Here is a 22,054-nt window from a genome sequence, read left to right on the forward strand (position 1 = left end):
CGCAGACTAGGGATGACGCAGGGGCCGGCAAGTCCGCGCAGCGCATAAGGGGGTTACGCCGTCCAGCGCGCGACAGCCCGATTTCGCCTTTGACACAGCGGCCCTGTTCGGCCCCGATAGCGCAACCCAAGACCGTCCGAGGAAATGCCCTGTGAAAATGCGCGCCGCCGTCCTGAAGGCCAGCCCCGTCTCGGCGCCCTATGCGCAGAGCCGCCCGCTTTCGATCGAGGAGGTCGAGCTGGCGCCGCCCGGAATCGGCGAGGTCCTGGTCAAGGTTCGCGCGGCCGGCCTGTGCCATTCGGACCTCTCGGTGATCGACGGCAACCGCCCTCGCCCCGTTCCGATGGTGCTGGGCCACGAGGCTGCCGGCGAAGTCGTCGAATGCGGTCCCGGCGTACATGACCTGACGCCCGGCGACCGCGTCATCATGGTGTTCGTGCCGTCCTGCGGCCATTGCGCGCCCTGCAGCGAAGGTCGCCCGGCGCTGTGCGAGCCCGGCAATGCCGCCAACGGCGCCGGCGAGATGCTGGGCGGCGGCCGCAGGCTCTCGCTCGACGGCAAGCCGGTGCACCACCATATCGGCGTCTCCGCCTTCGCAGAATATGCGGTGATCTCCCGGCGCTCGCTGGTGAAGATCGAGGCCGACATTCCCCATGAGATCGCCGCCCTGTTCGGCTGCGCGGTACTGACTGGCGTCGGCGCGGCGGTGAACACGGCCAAGGTCCGCGCGGGCGAGATGGTCGCGGTGGTCGGACTTGGCGGTGTTGGCCTGAGCGCCCTGCTGGGCGCCATCGCCTGTGGCGCGTCGCGGGTGATCGCCGTCGATCTCGCCGAGGACAAGCTCGCCCTCGCGCGAGAACTGGGCGCCACAGACACTTTCAACGCGGGAGATCCCGGCGTAATCGAGGCCATCCGGGCTGCAACCAAGGGCGGCGTCGACCATGGGCTGGAGATGGCGGGTTCGGTCAAGGCGCTGGAACTCGCCTACCAGATCACGCGCCGCGGCGGCACCACGACGACGGCAGGGCTCGCCAACCCCGCCCACACGCTGTCGCTGGCGCCCGTCAAGCTGGTCGGCGAGGAGCGAACGCTGAAGGGTTCCTATGTCGGCTCCTGCATTCCAGTGCGCGACATCCCTCGCTTCGTCGACCTTTATCTGCGCGGGAAACTGCCTGTAGACCGGCTCTTGACCAGCACCAGCGACCTCGACGGGATCAATGCGGGTTTCGATGCCCTGAACGAAGGCCGCACGATCCGCCACGTCATCAGGATGTAGCGCCGCGTTCCCCTCCACCCTCGCCACACGCTGCAAGGATGCGCGAAAGCCAGGCGCCACCGTCGCGAATCTGCCACGGCTGAAACTGCGCCGAAGGACAACCAGCATGACCATCGACATCGCCCATCTCAAATCCTGGATCGGCAGGAGCGAAGAGGCCTCCGACCTCATCACGCCCAGGCTGATGCGCAGCTTCGAGGCGACCTTCGCGCCCCATCTCGCGCCGGCCCCGACCGGCGAAGCACCGCTCGCCCTGCATTGGTGCCTGGCTCCACCGATCACGCCGATGCACGCAATCGGCCAGGACGGACACGCCGCCAAGGGCGAGTTCCTGCCGCCGGTGCCACTGCCGCGCCGGATGTGGGCCGGGGGGACCATCGAGACTCTGGCTCCGCTTCAGGTCGGAGACCTCGTCACCCGCCGCTCGACCATCAGCGACATCGCCTACAAGGACGGCCGCAGCGGCCCGCTCTGCTTCGTCGCCGTAGACCACGAGATATCCACAGCGCGCGGCGTGGCGCTGCGCGAGCGCCACAATATCGTCTATCGCGAAGCGGCGCTGCCGGGTGCGCCCGCTCCAACGGCAACCGAACCGGTCGAGCCGCAGCCGGCCGATCTGACCTGGGAGATCGACGCCAATCCGGTGCTGCTGTTCCGCTATTCGGCGATCACCTTCAACAGCCATCGGATCCACTATGACGAGCCGTATGTCACGGAGGTCGAAGGCTATACCGGGCTCGTGGTTCACGGACCGATCCAGGCGACGCTGATGCTCAACATCATCGCGACACTGTCGGGTGGAGCGCCGATCAAGCTCGACTATCGCGGCCTCAGCCCGCTGATTGCGGGTGCGCCGTTCGTGGTGAAGGCGAAGCAGCTGCCCGATGGCGCGATCAAGGCCTGGACGGAAGGAGCCGACGGCCGGGTACGGATGGAAGGCATCAGCCGCGCGACCTGACTAGGCTCAAGCCGGCGGTAGGAAGGGCTGGGCGATCTCGCGGAAGGCTGGCAATGCCTCGAGATATCCGGCGTGGGCGACAAGCGCCGGATAGCCCGGCCAGTCGACCAGCCCGGGATGAGCGTCCCTCAGGAAACGCAGCGCGACCGCTACCGCGATATCGGCATGGCCGATCCTGTCGCCGAACCAATAGCGTCCGCTCATGCCGGCGCAATCAGCCTGCAGTGCGGCCAGGACCGCAAAAATCTGGGTCTCGCACCGCCTCGCCCAGGTCTCGGAGACCTCCTGATGCAGTCGTCTCTCATAGAACAGGCTGACGGCCTTGTCGGCGAGCCCCATCGCCAGCACGGCGACCTTGATCGCACGGTGCCGCGCCGGCTCGTCCCGCGGGAACATCGCCCGCTCGGCCGGGACGAGGCTGTCGAGAAAATCGATCATGCTGCCGCTGTCCACCAGCACCTCGCCATCGTCCAGCACCAGTGTCGGAACGCGGATCAGCGGGTTGTAAACCCGGACCTTGTCGGCGTCGGCGAAAACCGACCAGGGCCGGTGCTCGAAGGGCAGCCCATACAAGCGCAGCGCGATACCGACGCGCCGGACGAAGGGTGAGTCATATTGCCCGATCAGGATCATTGGAGCCCCAAGCTTTGCTCGTGTCACGCCATCGCCGCAATGCTAGCCTCTCGTCGCGGCAGATGCGATCGGGAGCACAGCCATGTCACGCGCAAGCCATCCCAACCGTCGTGACACGCTGATGGCGGGTGCCGCGCTTGCGGTCAGCGCAGCACTTCCGGGTTCCGCGTTCGCGCAGGCGGCGCCGCGCCTCAAGCTGCGCCTGCTGGAAACCAGCGACCTCCACGTCAATGTCGTGCCCTACGACTATTTCCGCGATGCCGCCGACGATACGGTCGGCCTTGCGAAGACAGCAAGCCTGATCAAGGCCGCTCAGGCGGAGGCCAAGAACAGCCTGCTCTTCGACAATGGAGACTTCCTGCAGGGCTCGTCGCTGGGCGACTATGTCGCCTACAAGAAGGGACTCAAAGCCGGCGAAACCCACCCGATGCTCGCCGCGATGAACGCGCTGCCCTATCTCTGCGGCACGCTCGGCAACCACGAATTCAACTATGGGCTCGACTTCCTCGACAACGGCCTCGCCAAGGCGGAATTCCCGCTGGTCTGCGCCAATATCGAACGCCTCGGCGGGCCGCCCCAGTTCGATCCGTGGCGGCTGTTCGAGCAGAGTTTCCAGGACGAAGCCGGCCAGAGCCATGTGCTGAAGATCGGCGTGATCGGCTTCGTGCCGCCGCAGATCATGCAGTGGGACAAGGCCAATCTCGACGGCAAGCTCATGGCGATCGACATCGTCGACGCCGCGCAGAAGCATATGCCGGCGCTGCTGGCTGCCGCGCCCGATCTCGTCATCGCGCTGTGCCACTCCGGCATTGCCGGCGGCGCGCGCAAGGGCATGGAGGAGAACGCCGCGCTGCACCTCGCCAGGCTCGACGGGATCGACGTGATCCTGACCGGCCACCAGCATCTCGTCTTCCCCGGCGGCAAGGCCTTCGACGGCATCGACGGCGTCGACAACGTCAAGGGTACGCTGCACGGAAAGCCGGCCTGCCAGCCCGGGTTCTGGGGATCGCATCTCGGCCTGGTCGATCTCGACCTGGAAAAGCGCGGCGAGCAGTGGCGCATGGCGGGCTTCAAGGTCGAGGCCAGGCCGATCTATGAGCGCACGCCCGACCGCAAGATCGTGGCCAAAGCTGCAAGCGAACCGGCCATCCTGGCGACGGTGAAGGCCGATCACGAGGCGACGCTGACCTATATGCGCGAGCCGGTCGGCGCCACCGCCTCCCCGATCAACAGCTTCTTCGCGCTCGTCACCGACGACCCCTCCGTGCAGATCGTGGCCGAGGCGCAGATCGCCTATGCCAAGGGGCTGATGGCGCAGACGCAATGGAAGGCGCTGCCGATCCTCTCGGCCGCCGCGCCGTTCAAGTCCGGCGGGCGCGCAGGGCCGAACTTCTTCACCGACATTCCGGCCGGGCCGATCGCGATCAAGAATGTCGCCGATATCTATCTCTACCCGAACACGGTCCAAATCGTGAAAGTCACCGGTGCCCAACTCCGCGAATGGCTGGAACGCTCGGCGGGCCTGTTCAATCGCATCGACCCGGCCCGAACCGAGGAACAGCCCCTCATCGACCAGAACTTTCCGGCCTTCAATTTCGACGTGATCGACGGTTTGACCTACCGGATCGATGTGACGCGGGCCTCGCGCTATGACGCCAATGGCGGGCTCGCCAACGCCAACGCCCATCGCATCGTCGATCTCGCCTTCGAGGGCCAGCCCATCGACGAAAAAGCCAACTTCATCGTCGTCACCAACAACTACCGCGCCTCGGGCGGCGGCAATTTCCCCGGCACGAAATCGACGGTGGTGCTCGAGGCGCCCGACCTCAACCGAGACGTGATCGTGCGCTACATCCTCGACAGGAAGACGATCGAGCCCAGGGCCGACGGAAACTGGGCGCTTGTGCCCTTACCGCCCTCGGTCAACGTCACCTTCCTGACCTCGCCCAACGCTGCCGGGAAAGCTCCCGAGGCGCTCAGCGCCGCACCGGTGGGGGACGGCCCCGAGGGTTTCGCCAAGTGGCGGCTGCAGGGGTGAACTGAGCGCTTGCCGCGCGGGCCGCGAGCCAGCATTCTCCCGAGAAAACAACAATCATCGGGAGGTTCACATGCTGAGGGCGGCCCTTATCATCATGACGCTTGTTTCGAGCCTGAGCGGCGCGGCTTTCGCGCAGTCGGCCACTCTTGCCTGGAAGACGAGTTGGGCCGCCTCCGCGCAGGGACCCTACCCCATCGGCAATCCGTCCGCCCAACCGGACCAGCGCTTCGTCTTCCCGGAACCTGCACGTGGCGCCGAGGACCAGAGCTTTCGCCTGATCGTCCGCCCCACCCTCTGGGGCCGGCAGGCACGCATCCGCCTCAGCAACGCCTTCGGCACCAAGCCCGTGAACTTCGGCGACGTGCATATCGGGCTGCAACTCGGCGCAGCGGCGCTCGTGCCCGGGACCAATCGTCCTGTGAACTTCGCGGGCAAGGCCACGCTGACACTCGAACCCGGCGCCTCCGCCTGGAGCGACCCGGTCGAACTGCCCTTCGCCAGCGATCCGGCCGCGCCGCTGTTGCAAGGCCGCAAGCTCGCAGTGTCGTTCCATATCGCCGGCGATAGCGGTCCGATGACCTGGCACGCCAAGGCGCTCCAGACCTCCTATGTCAGCGCCCCCCGCGCCGGGGCCAAGGGCGCCGAGGACGGCGAAGTCGCTTTCCCGCATGCGACCGCCTCCTGGTTCTTCCTCGACGCGCTCGACATGCAGGCTCCCGCCGATACGCCGGTCGTTGTTGCGTTCGGCGATTCCATCAGCGACGGCACCGCGTCCGTCATGAATGGCGACGACCGCTGGCCCGATGTGCTGGCGCGCCGGCTGGCACAGGCCTTCGGCGTCAGTCGCGTCGCGGTCGTCAATGCCGGCATCGGCGGCAACCAGGTCGCCGGCCCCGCCGAGTATTCTTCAGCGAAGCCGTTTCCGGGTGGCCCGGCCTCGGGCCAGCGGCTCGAGCGCGACGTGCTGTCGCTCTCGGGCGTCACCAGCCTGGTCTGGCTCGAGGGGATCAACGACTTCAGCAAGAACGGCAATGCCAGCGTCGAGGCGGTCCAGTCGGGGATGCGAGAGGGTGTGGCGCGGCTGCGGGCGAAGGGTATCCGCGCGGTCGGCGCGACGGTCGTCAGTGCGCTGGGCAGCACCAGCCCGGCGCATGGCTCACCCGAGCAGGACGAGAAGCGCAAGGCGCTGAATGCCTTCATCCGTGCAGCCGGCAGTTTTGACGCGGTGGTGGATTTCGACGCCGCGACGCTCGACACCGCCACGGGCGGGCTAAAGGCGGCGTTCGTGCCGGAATCGACGACGGGCGGGCCGGGCGACAAGCTCCATCCCAACCGCACCGGCTATCAGGCGATGGGCTTCGCGGTCGATCCCGAGGCTGTCGTGCCGGGGCTGAAGAAGTAGCGGATCCTTGCCGACTGTCAGGACGGTGCGACGTTTTCACGGGAACCGTCATTCCGGAGCGGGCCGAAAGGTCCGAGCCCAGAACCCATGCACACGACCGCGCCAAGATGAGGCTCGGAGGCGCGCATCCGACCGGCACGCGTGGTCATGGGTTCCGGGCTCTGCGCTACGCGCAGCCCCGGAATGACGGCGTGCTTGGGCTCTGGCATAGGGACGCCCCTCAGCCCTCGATCAGCCGCCGCGCGATCACCTGCGCCTGAATTTCCGCAGCGCCTTCAAAGATGTTGAGGATGCGGGCGTCGCAGAGCACGCGGCTGATCGGGTATTCCAACGCAAACCCGTTGCCGCCATGGATCTGCAACGCATTGTCGGCCGCTGCCCAGGCAACGCGGGCGCCCAGCAGTTTTGCCATGCCGGCCTCGAGATCGCAGCGATGCTCGGCGTCTTTTTCGCGGGCGGCGAAATAGGTCAGCTGCCGCGCGATCAGGATCTCGACCGCCATCATGGCGAGCTTGTCGGCGACGCGCGGGAAAGCGATCAACGGCTTGCCGAATTGGATACGGTCCTGCGCGTATTTCAGCCCGAGATCGAAGGCGCACTGAGCCACGCCGACGGCGCGCGCCGCAGTCTGGATGCGGGCGGCCTCAAAAGTCTGCATGAGCTGCTTGAAGCCCTGGCCCTCGACGCCGCCGAGCAGGTTTTCGGCCTTGACCTCGAACCCATCGAAAGCGAGCTCGTATTCCTTCATGCCGCGATAGCCGAGCACCTCGATCTCGCCGCCGGTCAGGCCTGCGACCGGGAACGGATCCGCGTCGGTGCCGCGCGGCTTTTCGGCGATCAGCATGGAGAGCCCGCGATAACCTGCGGCGTCGGGGTCGGTGCGGACCAGCAGCGTCATGATGTCGGCGCGGACGGGGTGCGTGATCCAGGTCTTGTTGCCAAAAACCTTCCAGGCGTCGCCGTCCTTGACCGCTTTTGTGCGCAGGCTCGCCAGGTCGGAGCCGGTATTGGGCTCGGTGAAGACGGCGGTCGGCAAGACCTCGCCGGCCGCGAGCTTTGGCAGCCATTTGGCTTTCTGCGCGTCAGTGCCACCGCACAGGATGAGTTCGGCGGCGATCTCCGAGCGGGTGCCGAGCGAGCCAACGCCGATATAGCCGCGCGACAGCTCCTCCGAGACCACGCACATCGAGACCTTGCTCAGGCCCATGCCGCCGAACTCCTCGGGGATGGTCAGGCCGAAGACGCCGAGCTCGGCCATCTGCTCGACCACCGGCATCGGAATGTAATGGTTCTGCAGGTGCCATTCATGGGCGTGTGGCGTGACCTCGGCCGCGCAGAAGCGGCGCATCTCGCTGCGGATCGCCTCGAGGGTCTCGTCGAGGCCGGGATCGCCGACGCTTGCCGCGCCATCGCTCTGGCTGAACAGCGAGACCAGCCGAACGCGGTTCTCGGGCGTGTTGCCCTGAGCGATCAGCGCCTCGGCCGCGTCACTGCGGGCGGCGGCGATCGGCTTTGCGGACAGGCCCAGCGCGCCCAGCCTGACGATCTCGCCTTGGCTCATCGGAATGCCGCCAAAAATCTGCGCGGCGTATTCGCCAGCGCCGATCCTGAGGGCGTAGTCCTCGGTCGCGCCGTAGCGATCCTCTGCCTGGAGGCGCTCGCCATAGGCCTTCATCTCTCGCAGCGCCATGACATAGGTCGCCAGCCAGGACAGGCCGTGCGCCGCATGCTGCTCGGCTTCTAGGCGCGCGGCGGAAATCCTGCCGTCGACGACCACCTTCCCGCGCACCGCGGAAATCGCATCACCTAGCAGCGTCTCGAAACCCGGCAGCGCCGCCCCGATCAGGCTCGTAGCTGTGGAACGGGTTTCGCTTGTATCTGCTGCGGTCGCGCTCATGCGGATTTCTCCCCTGTTGCGGCGCAGCATAGACTTAACCGGAACCGAACGAAAAGCCGCCTTTGGGTTAGGCCCACGCATCCGTCAATGCCAGCAAAGCGAAGAAATCCCGAGCGGCAGCGCTGTGACTCCTGGAGCGGTCGCTCTGGTCACGATGACGCAAACGCCGAGCCCGCTATTTCCGGCTGGCGAGCACGACACCAAGGATCGTCACCGCCATCCCGCAAAGTTGCAGCGGTGACATGGTTTCGCCGAAGAGTAGCCAGGCCTCGACCGCGACCGTCGCCGGGACCAGATAGAGGAAGGTCGCCGTGCGCGAGACCTCGCCGCGCCGGATCATGAACAGATAGAGCCCGATGCCTCCGAGAGAGAGTGCCAGAACCGACCAGGCCAGGACGAGGACCATGGTCAGGTTCCACTCGATGCGCATCGGCTCGAGCGCATAGGCGAAGGGCAATGTCACAAGGAAGGCCGCCCCGTACTGCACAGCCGTCACGGTGCGCAGGTCGCCAGTGACGATCCGCGCCTTCTGGTAGAAGGAGCCGAATGTCACCGCGAGCATGCCAAGCACATTGATCGCCACCGGCAGCAGCACGCCCCAGAGCGCAGCAGGTGCGACGCCGGCCAATTGAGGCTCCAGCACGAGCCCTATGCCGAGGAAGCCGCAGACGATACCGGCCCAGCGCTGCAGCGAAATGCGCTCGCCAAGAAGGGCTGGTGCGAACAGCGCCGTCAGGATCGGCTGGAGGCCCGCGATCAATCCGGAAATGCCGGCAGGCAGTCCGTGGCGCATCGCCCACCAGACACCGCCTAGATAGGCCGCGTGCAGCAGGATGCCCGTGACGATGCAGTCGATGATCGCGCGCCGGCCCTTGGGCCAGGTCGCGCCCATGGCCCAGGCGATTCCCGCAATCAGCACGCCGGCGCAGGCATAGCGCACCAGCAGGAAGGTCAGCGCGTCGGCATAGCGGGCCGAATAGCCGGCCACGACCCAGCCCGTGGACCACAGGAAGGTGAAGATCACCGGCACGAAGCGCAGGAAGAGCGGGGATGAGAGCATGGATCGCCTGTTCGGCGCGATGCTTACATGGCTCCGTGTATGCCCGTCAGTACGCGAACGCCCGCCTGCCATGTGCCGCGGGCCGGTCGTGTGCCTCAGTCGCGGTCGGGGGCTCCAGGTGGGAAGTAATGGCGATAGGGCCGCGCCTCGTCGACCGCGCGCTTGAAGGAAGGGCGGGCGAGCAGCCTCTGGCGATAGGCCCGGACATGCGGATAGGCGTCGTCGATCTCATGGACCCAGTCGGCGTAGAAGAGCGAGGGCGCAGCCGCGCAATCGGCGAGTGAAAAGGCATCGCCGCAGGCCCATTGCCGCGTCGAGATCGTATCGTCGAGCCAGGCATAGGCGGTATCGAGTTGCGCGCGGGCGTCCGCGACGCCATAGGGATCCCGCTCCCCCGGCGGGCGGATGAAATCGAAGACGATCCGCTGCATTGGCGTCATCACGTAATTATCGAAGAAGCGGTCCATCGTCCGGACGTGGAGCGCGGCTGTCGGCTCCTGTGGAACCAGCCTGACGCGACCCGGGTGGAACAGCCCGAGATGTTCGATGATGACGCTGGATTCGAGCACCGTCGCTCCGTCGTCGACCAGGACCGGGAAGCGCTTCAGCGGCCACAGCGCCTCGAGTTCCTTGCCAACGGCAGGGTCGTCCATTGCCAGCAGGCGGTAGGTGAAAGGCGTGTCGTTCTCATAGAGCGCAGTGAGCGCCTTCTGGCAGTAGGAGGAGAACGGGTGAGCGTAAAGTACCAGCGACATCGCAACCTCGGAACGTCGTTACTTTACCAACTGATTAAGTGTTTTCGTCGACAAAGGCAACCCTGTCGCTCGCACGGACGTTGTGCCCAAACGCAAATCGCCACGGCAGCCGGGGCTGCGCGTGGCGATCGGTATCGTTGGCCGAGCGGTTTTGTCGGAGCTTGGGTTAGGCCCCGACGCGGCCATCCGGCGTGTAGCGATCGACCGCGTCGGGCAGCGCCCGCGAGAGGCGAGCGACCAGTTCCTGCCGCGACAGGCCGGTGCGCTGCTCCAGTTCCGCCAGGACGTCATGACCGATCGTCGATTCGACATCGCCCTGGCTGATTTCCTGGTTGGGCCCAGTGCGCACCCAGGAGTCGGCGGCATCGCCACGCCCGCCCTGCTTGAAGCGTTCGATCAGCTCCGAAAGGCCGCCGCCGAGCAGGCCGCCCAGCCCACCTGCTGCACCTGCACCGGCGGGGCCGACAACCTTGTCGAGGCCCGCGGGCGCGCCTTCGGGCTGCTGGCCCGCCTGCATGCCCGAAAACCATTCGGCGAGCTTGTCGCGGTTCTGGTAGCCTGCAACGGCCAACAGGCCGAGCAGCGCCGTCATTGACGGAAATCCGTTATTGTCGCTCATCGGGAACCTCCATGAGATCTGTCGAATGAGCGCGATCCGGGGATCGCGCCAGTCGCGCTTGGCATCGCCACTCAGGCGCTGCGACGGCTGAACATGCCCCAGAGGACGAGCACGACGATCGCGCCGACCACGGCGCCGATGAAACCGGCCCCCTCGCCCGGTGCGTACCAGCCCATGGCCTGGCCGAGATAGGTGGCCACCACGGCGCCGATAATTCCGAGGATTGTCGTCAGGATGAAGCCTGAGGGCTCGTTAGAGCCCGGCGCAAGGAACTTTGCGACGACGCCAGCCAAAAACCCGATCACGATCGTCCAGATAATGCCCATCGTCGTCTTCCCCCTTCGGATGGCCGGCACATGCCGACGCAGCGGCACGTCGCCGATGCGAACTCCCAACGATCGCAGGGGATAATGGTTCCGATTCCGGGCGCGGGAATTCGGACTATGCCATGGGGCGAAAGGGTCCTGCTCAGCTGGCGAGAGCTTCGGCCACGTCCTCATAGGTGCGCAGGCCCGTACGCGGCGCGTAGACCAGCACCGCCATGTTGCCCGGCGCGTGCTCGTTCTTCCACATCTTCTGGTGCGCTTGGGGAATCTTGTCCCAGGGGAAGACCTCGGACATGCAGGGGTCGACGCGCCGGTCGAGCACGAACTGGTTGGCGGCGCTCGCCTGCTTGAGATGGGCGAAATGCGAGCCCTGCACGCGCTTCTGCCGCATCCAGACATAGCGGGCGTCAAAGGTGATGTTGAAGCCTGAGGTGCCCGCGCAGAACACGATCATTCCGCCGCGCTTGGCGACGAGACAGGAGACCGGAAAGGTCGCCTCGCCGGGATGCTCGAAGACGATATCGACGTCCTTCTTGCCGGTGATGTCCCAGATCGCCTTGCCGAACTTGCGGGCCTCCTTGGTCCATTCGTTGTATTCAGGCGAGTTGACCTTGGGCATCTGCCCCCAGCAGTTGAAATCCTTGCGGTTGATCACGCCCTTGGCGCCGAGCCCGAGCACATAGTCGCGCTTGGTCTCGTCCGAGATCACGCCGATCGCGTTGGCGCCCGAGGCCGCGCAAAGTTGCACGCCGAAGACGCCGAGGCCGCCCGAGGCGCCCCAGATCAGCACGTTGTCGCCGGGTTTGATGGTATGAGGCGCGTGGCCGAACAGCATCCGGTAGGCGGTCGCCAGCGTCAGCGTGTAGCAGGCGGCCTCCTCCCAGGCGAGGTGCCGGGGCTTCTGCATGAGCTGGCGCGACTGGACGCGGCAGAACTGGGCGAAGGAGCCGTCGGGCGTCTCGTAGCCCCAGATGCGCTGGGATGACGAGAACATCGGGTCGCCGCCATTGCACTCCTCGTCGTCGCCATCGTCCTGGTTGCAGTGGACGATGACCTCGTCGCCGACCTTCCAGCGCTTCACCTTGGTGCCGACGGCCCAGACGATGCCGGAGCAGTCGGAGCCGGCGACGTGCAGCGTGCCCTTGTGCACGTCGAAGGGCGAGATCGGCTGGCCCAGACCGGCCCAGATGCCGTTGTAGTTAACCCCGCCTGCCATCACGAGCAGCAGCACCTCCTCCTCGCCGATCTCCCAGGTCGGGATCACCTCCACTTGGAAACTGTCGAGCGGCGGGCCGTGACGGTCGCGGCGGATGGTCCAGGCATACATGTTCGCCGGGACATGGCCGAGCGGCGGCAATTCCCCGAGTTCGTAGAGGTCCTTGAGGGCCGGCTTCGCGTGAGGCATGGACATGGTCATCTCCCCGGTTCTCGTGCGATGGCCGCTCGCCACAGGCGCGTCGCTTCCCCGATCCCGCCGGCATGATGCAGCGTCATGCTGCACTGCGCCATCCCCCTAAGGAATCATGTCGCGACGCAAAAACCGCCCCTGCTGCAAAAGGATCCTTCACCACGCGGCGAGGTCTGCCCCCGCCCCGGTGGCGATCCATGCTAACATGCTGATATCGGTACACAGAGGGCAGATCCGATGCGGAGCTTTTTCTTGATGCTTGGACTGCCGGAACTGTCGATGTCGCAGATGCTCGTCATCGTCGCGCTGGTCTGGGCATGCGCCTTCGCTCTCGCCTGGATCGCCGATGTCATCCTCGGCGACGGCGCTTTCGGCGTTCTCCTGAACACTGGCATGCTGGTTGTCGGCGCGATCATCGGAGCCTTGCTCTGGCGCAAGCTCGGCTATGGCACGATGGCCAACCTGCCGCAGACGCTGGTGCTCGTTGCCTCCGCCTCGGGGATTGCGACGCTGATAACCTGCGGCGTGCTACGACGCTGGATCTGAGGCGCGCTGGTCCGCGAGCTGCTCTGGAGCCCATCGCGAATGTCGCAATGGCGCTTCGAGCTCGCGCCGAACGTCCCTCAGGCGGGCTTGGTTGCCGCCATCATGTAGTTCACGTCCATATCGCGCGCGGCGGACCAGCGGTCTGCCAACGGGTTGTAGATGACGCCCGTGCTCTCGCCGAGGTCGAGCCCGCTGGCTTCGATGGCCCGTCCGAGTTCGTCGGGCGTGACGAACTTGTTCCAGTCATGCGTGCCCTTCGGCAGCCAGCGCAGCAGATATTCGGCGCCCACGATCGCCAGCGCGTAGGATTTCAGGGTGCGGTTGAGCGTCGCCATGACGAGCAGGCCGCCGGGCTTCACCGCCTTGCAACAGGCGGAGACAAATGCGTCGACATCGGCGACATGCTCCACGACCTCCATCGCCAGCACGACATCGAAGGTCCGCCCCTGGGCTACCAGCGACTCGATCATCTCCTCGCGATAGTCGATCGCGAGCCCGCTGCGCTCGGCATGGGCCCGCGCGACGGCGATATTGGTCGGAGCAGGATCGAGCCCCGTGACCTCTGCGCCCAGGCGCGAGAGCGGCTCCGAGAGCACGCCGCCGCCGCAGCCGATATCGACCAGCGTCAGTCCGTCGAGGGCGCTGAGACCCTTGGGATCGCGTCCATAGTGCGCACAGGCAAGATCGCGCACGAAAGCAAGGCGCACCGGATTGAACTTGTGCAGGACGGCCATCGGGCCCTTCTGGTCCCACCAGGTCCGGGCGATCGCATCGAAGCGCGCAACCTCGGCCGGGTCGATCGTGGTGTCCGCGGTCTGGGCCGTCGCCGCCATGGCATTATCCTTCATTGATGCGATCGCTGCCTGCACCGCATTGACAGTCCGGCCGCTGCCCGTCATCTACACCCGCCCCGCAAGCAGCGCGAGGGCGACCTTTCGTCCGGGTCAAAAGCCCGGCCCTGTTGTGAGAGCCTCTGGACCGCTATGGCCCGTCTGGTGATGAAATTCGGCGGCACGTCCGTCGCCACTGTCGAGCGCATCAAGAACGCCGCCCGCCACGTCAAACGCGAGTTCGACGCCGGTAACGAGGTGGCGGTCGTGGTGTCAGCCATGTCCGGCAAGACCAATGAACTCGTCGCCTGGTGCAAGGAAGCCTCGCCGCTTTACGACCACGCCGAATATGACGTCGTCGTCGCCTCCGGCGAGCAGGTGACCTCCGGTCTGATGGCGATCGCCCTGCAGCAGATGGGCCTGCCCGCGCGCTCCTGGCAGGGCTGGCAGATCCCGATCTTCGGCTCGGACGCGCATGGTTCATCGCGCATCGAGGGCGTCGACGGTTCGGGTATCCTGGCCGGCTTCGACCGCAATCGCGAGATCGCAGTGTGCTCGGGCTTCCAGGGCCTGCATGCTCAGTCGCACCGCATCGTCACTCTCGGCCGCGGCGGTTCCGACACCAGCGCGGTGGCGCTGGCAGCCGGCCTGAAGGCCGATCGCTGCGACATCTACACCGATGTCGATGGCGTCTACACAACCGATCCCCGCGTCGTGCCGAAGGCGCGCCGCATGGACAAGGTCTCCTTCGAGGAGATGCTGGAAATGGCTTCGCTCGGCTCCAAGGTGCTTCAGGTGCGCTCGGTCGAGATCGCCATGGTCCAGCGCGTGCCGACCTATGTCCGCTCCTCGTTCGACGACCCCGAAAACCCCAATCCCGGCACCCTCATCTGCGACGAGGACGATATCGTGGAACAGCAGATCGTAACCGGCATCGCGTTCTCGCGCGACGAAGCCCAGATCACGCTCCGGCGCGTAGCCGACAAGCCCGGCGTGGCCGCCAATATCTTTGGACCCCTGGCCGACGCCAACATCAATGTCGACATGATCATCCAGGTCGTGTCCGACGACCAGGCGACCACCGACATCACCTTCACGGTTCCGACGGCCGACTACGAGCGTGCGAAGACGCTGCTCGAGAGCCGTCATGCCGAGATCGCCTACCAGGCGCTGCAGGGTGCGACCGATGTCGTGAAGATCTCGGCGATCGGCGTCGGCATGCGCAGCCATGCCGGTGTTGCGGCGCGCGCCTTCCGGGCGCTCTCCGAGAAGGGCATCAACATCCGCGCGATCACGACGTCCGAGATCAAGTTCTCGGTGCTGATCGACGCCGCCTATACCGAGCTTGCCGTGCGCACGCTGCACTCGCTCTACGGCCTCGACGCCGCCTGAGGCATTTCCGCAGGGGCGCTTGGCGGATTTTACCGAGCGCCCTGCGTTGACCGTCCGGCGGCCAGCCGCAATGATGGCGCCATGCCAGACGGCCCCGCCTCCGCCGCCCCGGAATTTTCCGCCGACCGGCTTGATGCCTTCCTGCGCTCCGCGCTGCCGGCACGGGCGCGCGGCGCCATGGATTTGCAGCGGATCAGCGGCGGCCAGTCCAACCCGACGTTCTTCGTCAGCTATCCCGAGGCGGGCACGCGGCTTGTCCTGCGCAAGAAACCGCCGGGACCGCTGCTCCCCTCCGCCCATGCCGTCGAGCGCGAATACCGCATCCTGAAGGCGCTTTCCGGCTCCGACGTGCCGGTGCCGCCCGTGCTCCTGCTGCACGAGCAGGACGATGTCGTCGGCACGCCCTTCTACCTGATGAAGCGGCTCGAGGGCCGCGTCTTCCACGACACCGCTTTGCCCGGCGTTTCCCGCGACGAGCGCCGCGCCATGTATTTCGCCATGGCCGAGACGCTGGCCGCGCTGCACCGCTTCGACTGGCAGGCCGCCGGGCTCGCCGATTACGGCAAGCCCGGGAACTACTATGCCCGCCAGCTCAGGCGCTGGGGCGGGCAATGGCGAGAGACCAAGACGCGCGACATCCCCGCTGTCGACCGGCTGATCGACTGGCTCGGCAGCCATCTCGACGAATCCGCGGAAACGACCATCGTCCATGGCGATTTCCGGCTCGGCAATCTGATGTTCGCACCGGACGCGCCGAATGTGGTCGCTGTGCTCGACTGGGAGCTCTCGACGCTCGGGCATCCGCTGTCGGACGTCGCATTCTCCTGTCTGCCCTGGCATTCGACACCGGACATGTATGGCGGGTTCCTCGGGCTCGACCGCGATGCGCTGGGCATCCCCGCGCAGAACGAATATCTTGAACGCTATTGCCAGGCAGCTGGCCGCGGCGACGGCCCGGGCCGTTTCCACGTCGCCTTCTCCCTGTTCCGCTTCGCAGTCATCCTCGACGGCATCGCGGCCCGCGCCAAAACCGGCAACGCAGCGGCCGAGAACGCCGTCGCTGTCGGCGAGATGGCCGAGAGTTTTGCGCAACGGGCGCTGGCGGTCGTCGAGGACCGGGCGGACTGACGCGCCGCGGCGCATTAGCGAATAAGAGAACGAGACGAGGAAGCCCATGGATTTCGCCTATTCCGCCAAGGTCGATGCGCTGCGCGAAAAGCTGCAGGCGTTCATGGATACCCATGTCCAGCCGGCCGATGCGCAGTGGAAGCACGAGGTCGAGGCCGGGCGCTATCCGACCGAACTGATCGACGGGCTCAAGGAGAAGGCCAAGGCGGAAGAGCTGTGGAACCTGTTCCTGCCCGCGCTGAAGCCCGACGAGCCCGGCACGCGGCTGAGCAACCTCGAATACGCGCCGCTCGCCGAGATCATGGGCCGCATCTTCTGGTCCTCGGAGGTGTTCAACTGCAACGCGCCCGACACCGGCAACATGGAAATCCTGCACATGTTCGCCACGCCCGAGCAGCGCGAGCGTTGGCTGGTGCCATTGATGAATGGCGAGATCCGCTCCTGCGTCGGCATCACCGAGCCCGGCGTCGCCTCCTCGGACCCGACCAACCTGCAGACCACGATCACCCGCGACGGCGACGAGTATGTCATCACCGGCCGCAAGTGGTGGACCACCGGCGCGCTGCATCCCAAGGCCAAATTCTGCATCGTTATGGGGCTGTCCGACACCAGCCCCGACGCCAATCCGCACAAGCGCCATTCCATGATTTTGGTGCCGCTCGACAGCCCCGGGCTGACGATCATGCGCAATCTGCCGCTGCTGAACCATTTTTCGCCGGAGGGGCATACCGAGACCGATTTCGACCATGTCCGCGTGCCCGCCGCCAACATGCTGGGCGAGGAAGGCGCTGGCTTTGCACTGGCACAGGCGCGGCTGGGCCCGGGGCGCATCCACCACTGCATGCGCTCTATCGGGCAATGCGAAGTCGCGCTCGAACTGATGGTCGAGCGCGCGCTCGAACGCGAGGCCTTTGGCCGCAAGGTCGCCGACTACGCCAATGTGCAGGACTGGATCGCCGAAGGACGCATGGAAATTGACCAGGCGCGGCTGCTCTGCCTGCGCGCCGCCTGGATGATGGACACCCATGGCAACAAGGCTGCGCGCACGGAGGTTTCGGCGATCAAGGTCGTGGCGACGCGGCTGCAGACGAAGATCGCCGACCGCGCGATGCAGGTCTTTGGGGCCGGCGGGCTCTCGAACGACACGCCGCTGGCCTTCATCTATTCCTGGGGGCGGGCGCTGCGCTTCATCGACGGCCCCGACGAGGTGCACCTGCGCACCATCGCCCGCGCCGAGGTCAAAAAGCGCCAGCAGAGCAACCGCTCGACCTTCGACGAACAGGGCGTGAAGCGGCCTTATGTGAAGACGGCAGAGTGACGATCCCGTCATTGCGATGAGCGCAGCGACGAAGCAATCCAGAATCCGCGCGCGCTACGCCCGACTGGATTGCTTCGCTGCGCTCGCAATGACGATGAGAGCTTCGGCCACTGGTCGCGCTACTCCGCTGGCGCCTGATGAACCTCCGCGCCCTCGCCCCCCTGCGGCTTGCGCGAGAACAGGTGCTCCAGCAGCACCGACAGTCGCTCCATGTAGAGAAACAGCACCGGCGTGATGTAGAGCGTGAGGACTTGGCTGATCAGCAGGCCGCCGACCACCGCGATGCCCAGCGGCTGGCGCAGCTCCGCGCTGGCGCCGGCGCCCAGCGCGATCGGCAGCGTGCCCATCAACGCCGCGAGCGTCGTCATCAGGATCGGCCGGAACCGCATCACGCAGGCCTGATGGATCGCCTCCTGCGGCGGCTTGCCTTCTCGCTTCAGCACCAGCGCGACGTCGATCATCATGATCGCGTTCTTCTTGACGATGCCTATCAGCATCAGAAGCCCGATGATGGCGATCACCGAGAGGTCGAGCCCAAAGAGCCTGAGCGCGCCCAGCGCACCGATAGCAGCCGAAGGCAGCCCGGTCAGGATGGTCAGCGGGTGGATGAAGCTTTCATAGAGGATGCCCAGTACGATGTAGATCGTCAGGATCGCGCCTGCGATCAGCAGGCCCTGGTTGGCCAGCGAATCCTGAAACGTCTTTGCCGTGCCGGCCAGCGTGGTCGAAAGCGAGGATGGCAGGTTGATCTCGCTCTTCAGCGCGTTGATCCGGTTGACGCTGTCGCCCAGCGCCACCCCCGCCGGCAGGTTGTAGGAGATTGTCACCGCCGGCAGCTGCCCGAGCTGGTTGACGGTGAGCAGCCCGGCAGTGCGCTCCACCCGCGCAAACGAGCCCAGCGGAACCAGCTTGCCGTTGGCGGCGCGCACGCGGATCTGGTCGAGCCGCTCTGGGGACCAACCATGCCTGGGGTCGAATTCGACGACGACATTGTAGTTGTCGCCGGTGGCGTAGATCGTCGAGACCTGCCGGACGCCGAAGCCCGAATAGAGCGTCGAGCGCAGGATGTCGGAGCCGATGCCAAGCTGGTTGGCCTTGTCGCGGTCGACGATCAGGGTGGCTTCCAGCGCGCTGTTCTGAAGGTCGGTGGTGACGTCGATGAAGGTCGCGCGCTCGCGCGTCATCGCGTCGGCGAGCTTAATCGCCCATTCGTTCATCAGCGCCTGGTCGAGGCCCTGCACCACGAGCTGGTACTGGCTCTTGGAGGAGCGCGCGCCGATGTTCAGGTTCTGCACCGGCGTCATATAGGCCGTGATCCCGGGCACCTGCGCGAGGTCGCGCCTGAGATCGGCGAGCACCTTCTGCAATGCAGGGCGCTCGTCCTGAGGCTTGAGCTCGACGAATAGCCGCCCGGCATTGAGCGCACCCGCGCTGCCGCTGCTGCCGCCGACCGTCGAGGCGACATGGGCGATATGGGGGGATTTCTGGAAGACCTCGGCGACCTCGGCCTGCAACTCCTGCATCGCCGGGAAGGAGATGTCCTGCCGGGCTTCGGTCGACACCTGGAGCTGGCCGATGTCCTCCTGCGGAAAGAAGCCCTTGGGCGCTGATTGCAGCAGCCAGACGCTCAAGCCGAGTGTCGCGAAGAATGTCAGCAGCATCAAAGGCTGGAAGCGCAGCGCCCAGCCCAGCGAGCGATCATAGCCGCGCAGGATGGCGGCGAATCCGTTCTCGAGGACGCGACCGAAGGCGTTCTCCTGATGATGCTCGGAATAGCCCGAAAGAAGGCGCGAGCAGAGCATCGGCGTCAGCGTCAGTGAGACGAAGGCGGAGGCCAGGATCGACACCGTCACCACCACGGCGAATTCGTTGAAGATGCGGCCGATGACGCCGCCCATCAGCAGGACCGGGATGAAGACCGCGACCAGCGACAGCGAGATCGAGATGATCGTGAAGCCGATCTCGTGCGAACCCTTCAGCGCGGCGTCATAGGCCGAGAGGCCGTCCTCCTCCATGTGCCGGACGATGTTCTCTAGCATGACGATGGCGTCGTCGACTACGAGGCCGACCGAGAGCGTCAGCCCCAGCAGCGAGATATTGTCGATCGAGAAGCCAAACGCGTACATCGCGGCCAGCGTGGCGATGATCGAGATCGGCACCGCCACTGCCGGGATGAAGGTCGCAGCGAGGCGGCGCAGGAAGACGAAGATCACCATCACGACGAGCGCGATCGTCAGCAGCAGCGTGAACTGGACGTCATCGACGGCCGTGCGAATCGAGCGCGAGCGATCGTTGAGAAGCGCCAGCGAGGCCGCCGCCGGCAATTGCTCGGAGAAGGCCGGCAGCATCGCCTTGACGCGGTCGACCACCTCGACGGTGTTGGCGTCGGGCTGGCGCTGGACCGCGAGCACCACGGCTGGCATGCCGTCATAGGCGCTGGCGGTCAGGGTGTTTTCGACGGAGTCGATGACCTTGGCAACGTCGCCGAGCCGCACGGGGCGGCCATTGCGCGTGGCGATGATGACATTTGCGAACTGCGCGGCATTGGCGAGTTGGGTATGCGCCTGGATCGTCAGCTGCTGGTTGGTGTTCTGCAGCGTCCCGACCGGCGTGTTTGCGTTGGTGGCGGTGATAGCGAGTTGAAGCTCGTCGACGCCGATGCCGCGCGAAGCAAGCGCTACGGGATCGATCTGGATGCGGACCGCGTATTTCTGGCTGCCGAAGATCAGCACCTGCGCGACGCCATCGACGGTCGAGAGCGCCGGCGAGATCACCTGCTGGGCGAAGGCGTCGAGCTGTGAGAGCGGCACGACATCGCTCTTCAGCGCGAGCAGGATGATCGGCGCATCGGCCGGGTTGACCTTGCGGTAGCTCGGCTGCGTCGTCATCTCGATCGGCAACTGCCGCTGTGCACGGGCGATGGCCGCCTGCACGTCCGCGGCGGCCGCGTCGATATTGCGGTTCAGCACGAACTGGATCGCGATCGAGGTCGAGCCCTGGGAATTCGTGGTCGATATCGAATCGATGCCGGCAATCGTGGTGAACTGCTTGATCAGCGGCGTTGCGACGGAGGTCGCCATGGTATCGGGCGAAGCGCCCGGCAGTTGGGCCGAGACGTTCACCACCGGGAATTCGGCGCGCGGCAGCGCCGCCACGGGCAGGAAGCGGTAGGCGAACAGTCCGGCCAGGACGAGCGCGAACGACATCAGGATCGTCGCGACGGGGTGGCGGATGCAGAAGCCCGAGATGTTCATGGCTGCTTCTCACCTTCGGCGACCGGAGTGCCCTGCGAGCCGGGCTTGGCGCTGCTATCCTTGTCATGCTCGCGAATCCGGCTGCCGGATTTCAGCCGCATCTGGCCGTCGACCACGACGCGCTCTCCGGGAGCCAGGCCCTCGCTCAGCGCCGTGCGTGCGCCATCGCTCAGCGCGACCTTGACGGGCCTGAGCTCGACGGTCTGGTCGGCCTTGGCGACATAGACGTAGGGGCCCTTCTGCCCGGTCTGGAGGGCGACGGTCGGGAGGGTCGTGACGTTCTTCAGCGTATCGGCGGAAAGCTCGACATCGACATATTGCCCCGGCCAGAGGCCGAGATCGTCATTGGCGAAGGCGGCCTTCGCGGTAATCGTGCCCGAGGTCATGTCGATGCTGGAATCGACGAAGTTGAGCTTGCCCTCGGCCGCGGGCTTGCCGGAATCGGGCACGCTCGCTGTCACCGGCACGGTCGCGCCCGACGCCAACGCCGCCTGCAGCACCGGCAACTCGCGCTCGGGCAAGGTGAAAGTGACCCGCAGCGGCTTCATCTGCGTGATGGTGACGAGGCCGGTACCGGTGCTGTTGGCCGAGACGAGATTGCCTGGAGTGACCTGCACGGCGCCGACGCGGCCCTCTATCGGTGCCAGGATGCGGGTGTATCCGAGCTTGAGCCTGTCGGCGTCGAGAGTCGCCTTGTCGGAGAGGATGGTCGCTGCGGCGGAGCGCTCGTCGGCTGTTGCCTGATCCACGGATTGCTGCGTGCCGGCGTTCTTAGTGAGCAATTGCTCATAGCGTGTGAGATCGGCCTGCGTGCGCTTATGGAGAGCTTCGTCGCGCGCGATTGCCGCCTCGTCCTTGGCGATCTGCGCCTTTATATCGCGGTCATCCAGCGCAAAGAGCAGGTCACCGGCCTTGACGAACTGGCCGTCGGTGACGTGCTGCTCGGTGATCTGGCTGTCGATCCGCGACTTGACGACCACCGTCGCAGGCGTCTCGACGAAGCCGATCGAGCGCTTGCGCACCGGCATGTCGGCCTGCTGGGCAACGGCCGTCACGACGGCAACCGGAGCACCGTCGCCAGTCCTGCCCGCCCGCGCGACAGATGCGGCGTCGCCCGAACCGCCTTTGCTGTGCGGGAGCAGGAACCACGCACCGCCGCCTATTGCGGCAACCACGACGGCCAGTGTCAGAAAGCTCATACGCTTCATCGGGCG

Annotated in this window: 18 protein-coding genes; 8 read left to right on the forward strand and 10 right to left on the reverse strand. The window is 66.0% G+C overall.

Annotation, left to right across the window (positions count from 1 at the left end; genetic code table 11):
- Window positions 1–151 precede the first annotated feature (151 nt).
- Together AC1D2L_RS02875 and AC1D2L_RS02880 are read left to right on the forward strand one after the other, a co-directional pair.
- Window positions 152–1,276 (forward strand): zinc-dependent alcohol dehydrogenase family protein, encoded by a 1,125-nt coding sequence (locus tag AC1D2L_RS02875; RefSeq protein WP_476844298.1) that lies wholly within the window; start codon window positions 152–154, stop codon window positions 1,274–1,276.
- A 106-nt stretch (window positions 1,277–1,382) separates the two neighbouring features.
- Window positions 1,383–2,234, forward strand: coding sequence for an HTD2 family dehydratase (locus AC1D2L_RS02880; RefSeq protein WP_476844299.1), 852 nt, complete (start codon window positions 1,383–1,385; stop codon window positions 2,232–2,234).
- A 6-nt stretch (window positions 2,235–2,240) separates the two neighbouring features.
- On the opposite strand, the gene AC1D2L_RS02885 is transcribed toward AC1D2L_RS02880, so the two are convergent.
- A complete protein-coding gene (locus AC1D2L_RS02885) occupies window positions 2,241–2,867 on the reverse strand; it encodes a glutathione S-transferase family protein (protein ID WP_476844300.1) in 627 nt (208 codons plus the stop codon).
- 82 nt (window positions 2,868–2,949) lie between these two features.
- Between AC1D2L_RS02885 and AC1D2L_RS02890 the strand changes: the two genes are divergently transcribed.
- The gene (locus AC1D2L_RS02890) at window positions 2,950–4,905 is read left to right on the forward strand and encodes a bifunctional 2',3'-cyclic-nucleotide 2'-phosphodiesterase/3'-nucleotidase (RefSeq protein WP_476844301.1); all 1,956 of its coding nucleotides are present in this window, start codon (window positions 2,950–2,952) and stop codon (window positions 4,903–4,905) included.
- 70 nt (window positions 4,906–4,975) lie between these two features.
- Window positions 4,976–6,307 carry a GDSL-type esterase/lipase family protein gene (locus AC1D2L_RS02895; protein WP_476844302.1) on the forward strand — a complete coding sequence of 444 codons (1,332 nt, stop codon included), beginning with the start codon at window positions 4,976–4,978 and terminating at the stop codon, window positions 6,305–6,307.
- Window positions 6,308–6,527: 220 nt separating this feature from the next.
- Here AC1D2L_RS02895 and AC1D2L_RS02900 read toward each other — a convergent pair whose 3' ends face one another.
- From AC1D2L_RS02900 to ccrA, 6 genes are all read right to left on the reverse strand, one after another.
- Window positions 6,528–8,204: an acyl-CoA dehydrogenase family protein gene (locus AC1D2L_RS02900; RefSeq protein ID WP_476844303.1), complete on the reverse strand. Its 1,677-nt coding sequence runs from the start codon at window positions 8,202–8,204 to the stop codon at window positions 6,528–6,530.
- A 175-nt stretch (window positions 8,205–8,379) separates the two neighbouring features.
- Window positions 8,380–9,264 (reverse strand): DMT family transporter, encoded by an 885-nt coding sequence (locus AC1D2L_RS02905; protein WP_476844304.1) that lies wholly within the window; start codon window positions 9,262–9,264, stop codon window positions 8,380–8,382.
- A gap of 95 nt (window positions 9,265–9,359) precedes the next feature.
- Window positions 9,360–10,019, reverse strand: a complete 660-nt coding sequence (locus tag AC1D2L_RS02910) for a glutathione S-transferase family protein (protein ID WP_476844305.1) — start codon at window positions 10,017–10,019, stop codon at window positions 9,360–9,362.
- A 166-nt stretch (window positions 10,020–10,185) separates the two neighbouring features.
- On the reverse strand, window positions 10,186–10,638 hold the full coding sequence (locus AC1D2L_RS02915; RefSeq protein ID WP_476844306.1) for a YidB family protein: 453 nt from the start codon (window positions 10,636–10,638) through the stop codon (window positions 10,186–10,188).
- 71 nt (window positions 10,639–10,709) lie between these two features.
- Window positions 10,710–10,964, reverse strand: coding sequence for a GlsB/YeaQ/YmgE family stress response membrane protein (locus AC1D2L_RS02920; protein WP_476844307.1), 255 nt, complete (start codon window positions 10,962–10,964; stop codon window positions 10,710–10,712).
- A 142-nt stretch (window positions 10,965–11,106) separates the two neighbouring features.
- Window positions 11,107–12,375 carry a crotonyl-CoA carboxylase/reductase gene (gene ccrA, locus AC1D2L_RS02925; protein WP_476844308.1) on the reverse strand — a complete coding sequence of 423 codons (1,269 nt, stop codon included), beginning with the start codon at window positions 12,373–12,375 and terminating at the stop codon, window positions 11,107–11,109.
- A 252-nt stretch (window positions 12,376–12,627) separates the two neighbouring features.
- Here ccrA and AC1D2L_RS02930 point away from each other — a divergent pair, with 252 nt between their 5' ends.
- Window positions 12,628–12,918 (forward strand): hypothetical protein, encoded by a 291-nt coding sequence (locus tag AC1D2L_RS02930; RefSeq protein WP_476844309.1) that lies wholly within the window; start codon window positions 12,628–12,630, stop codon window positions 12,916–12,918.
- 77 nt (window positions 12,919–12,995) lie between these two features.
- Here AC1D2L_RS02930 and ubiG read toward each other — a convergent pair whose 3' ends face one another.
- Window positions 12,996–13,751 carry a bifunctional 2-polyprenyl-6-hydroxyphenol methylase/3-demethylubiquinol 3-O-methyltransferase UbiG gene (ubiG, locus tag AC1D2L_RS02935; RefSeq protein ID WP_476844310.1) on the reverse strand — a complete coding sequence of 252 codons (756 nt, stop codon included), beginning with the start codon at window positions 13,749–13,751 and terminating at the stop codon, window positions 12,996–12,998.
- 150 nt (window positions 13,752–13,901) lie between these two features.
- Between ubiG and AC1D2L_RS02940 the strand changes: the two genes are divergently transcribed.
- From AC1D2L_RS02940 to AC1D2L_RS02950, 3 genes are all read left to right on the forward strand, one after another.
- Window positions 13,902–15,140, forward strand: coding sequence for an aspartate kinase (locus AC1D2L_RS02940; protein WP_476844311.1), 1,239 nt, complete (start codon window positions 13,902–13,904; stop codon window positions 15,138–15,140).
- An 81-nt stretch (window positions 15,141–15,221) separates the two neighbouring features.
- Complete coding sequence (locus AC1D2L_RS02945; protein ID WP_476844312.1) at window positions 15,222–16,268, forward strand: phosphotransferase family protein; 1,047 nt, start codon at window positions 15,222–15,224, stop codon at window positions 16,266–16,268.
- 46 nt (window positions 16,269–16,314) lie between these two features.
- Entirely contained in the window at window positions 16,315–17,586 is a 1,272-nt protein-coding gene (locus tag AC1D2L_RS02950; protein ID WP_476844313.1) for an acyl-CoA dehydrogenase family protein, read from the forward strand.
- A 119-nt stretch (window positions 17,587–17,705) separates the two neighbouring features.
- Here the strand turns inward: AC1D2L_RS02950 and AC1D2L_RS02955 are convergent, their stop codons facing one another.
- The gene (locus AC1D2L_RS02955) at window positions 17,706–20,840 is read right to left on the reverse strand and encodes an efflux RND transporter permease subunit (protein ID WP_476844314.1); all 3,135 of its coding nucleotides are present in this window, start codon (window positions 20,838–20,840) and stop codon (window positions 17,706–17,708) included.
- A complete protein-coding gene (locus AC1D2L_RS02960) occupies window positions 20,837–22,048 on the reverse strand; it encodes an efflux RND transporter periplasmic adaptor subunit (protein ID WP_476844315.1) in 1,212 nt (403 codons plus the stop codon). Before AC1D2L_RS02960 ends, AC1D2L_RS02955 begins: the two co-directional genes overlap by 4 nt.
- Window positions 22,049–22,054 lie beyond the last annotated feature (6 nt).

This window comes from Allobosea sp. P1_B10 (genome assembly GCF_056406735.1).

Excerpts from the sequence above, each read along its gene's own strand:
- AC1D2L_RS02880 (WP_476844299.1), top strand. The coding sequence starts at position 1,383 with ATGACCATCGACATCGCCCATCTCAAATCCTGGATCGGCAGGAGCGAA.
- AC1D2L_RS02885 (WP_476844300.1), bottom strand. The coding sequence starts at position 2,867 with ATGATCCTGATCGGGCAATATGACTCACCCTTCGTCCGGCGCGTCGGT.
- AC1D2L_RS02890 (WP_476844301.1), top strand. The coding sequence starts at position 2,950 with ATGTCACGCGCAAGCCATCCCAACCGTCGTGACACGCTGATGGCGGGT.
- AC1D2L_RS02895 (WP_476844302.1), top strand. The coding sequence starts at position 4,976 with ATGCTGAGGGCGGCCCTTATCATCATGACGCTTGTTTCGAGCCTGAGC.
- AC1D2L_RS02900 (WP_476844303.1), bottom strand. The coding sequence starts at position 8,204 with ATGAGCGCGACCGCAGCAGATACAAGCGAAACCCGTTCCACAGCTACG.
- AC1D2L_RS02905 (WP_476844304.1), bottom strand. The coding sequence starts at position 9,264 with ATGCTCTCATCCCCGCTCTTCCTGCGCTTCGTGCCGGTGATCTTCACC.
- AC1D2L_RS02910 (WP_476844305.1), bottom strand. The coding sequence starts at position 10,019 with ATGTCGCTGGTACTTTACGCTCACCCGTTCTCCTCCTACTGCCAGAAG.
- AC1D2L_RS02915 (WP_476844306.1), bottom strand. The coding sequence starts at position 10,638 with ATGAGCGACAATAACGGATTTCCGTCAATGACGGCGCTGCTCGGCCTG.
- AC1D2L_RS02920 (WP_476844307.1), bottom strand. The coding sequence starts at position 10,964 with ATGGGCATTATCTGGACGATCGTGATCGGGTTTTTGGCTGGCGTCGTC.
- ccrA (WP_476844308.1), bottom strand. The coding sequence starts at position 12,375 with ATGTCCATGCCTCACGCGAAGCCGGCCCTCAAGGACCTCTACGAACTC.
- AC1D2L_RS02930 (WP_476844309.1), top strand. The coding sequence starts at position 12,628 with ATGCTTGGACTGCCGGAACTGTCGATGTCGCAGATGCTCGTCATCGTC.
- ubiG (WP_476844310.1), bottom strand. The coding sequence starts at position 13,751 with ATGGCGGCGACGGCCCAGACCGCGGACACCACGATCGACCCGGCCGAG.
- AC1D2L_RS02940 (WP_476844311.1), top strand. The coding sequence starts at position 13,902 with ATGGCCCGTCTGGTGATGAAATTCGGCGGCACGTCCGTCGCCACTGTC.
- AC1D2L_RS02945 (WP_476844312.1), top strand. The coding sequence starts at position 15,222 with ATGCCAGACGGCCCCGCCTCCGCCGCCCCGGAATTTTCCGCCGACCGG.
- AC1D2L_RS02950 (WP_476844313.1), top strand. The coding sequence starts at position 16,315 with ATGGATTTCGCCTATTCCGCCAAGGTCGATGCGCTGCGCGAAAAGCTG.
- AC1D2L_RS02955 (WP_476844314.1), bottom strand. The coding sequence starts at position 20,840 with ATGAACATCTCGGGCTTCTGCATCCGCCACCCCGTCGCGACGATCCTG.
- AC1D2L_RS02960 (WP_476844315.1), bottom strand. The coding sequence starts at position 22,048 with ATGAAGCGTATGAGCTTTCTGACACTGGCCGTCGTGGTTGCCGCAATA.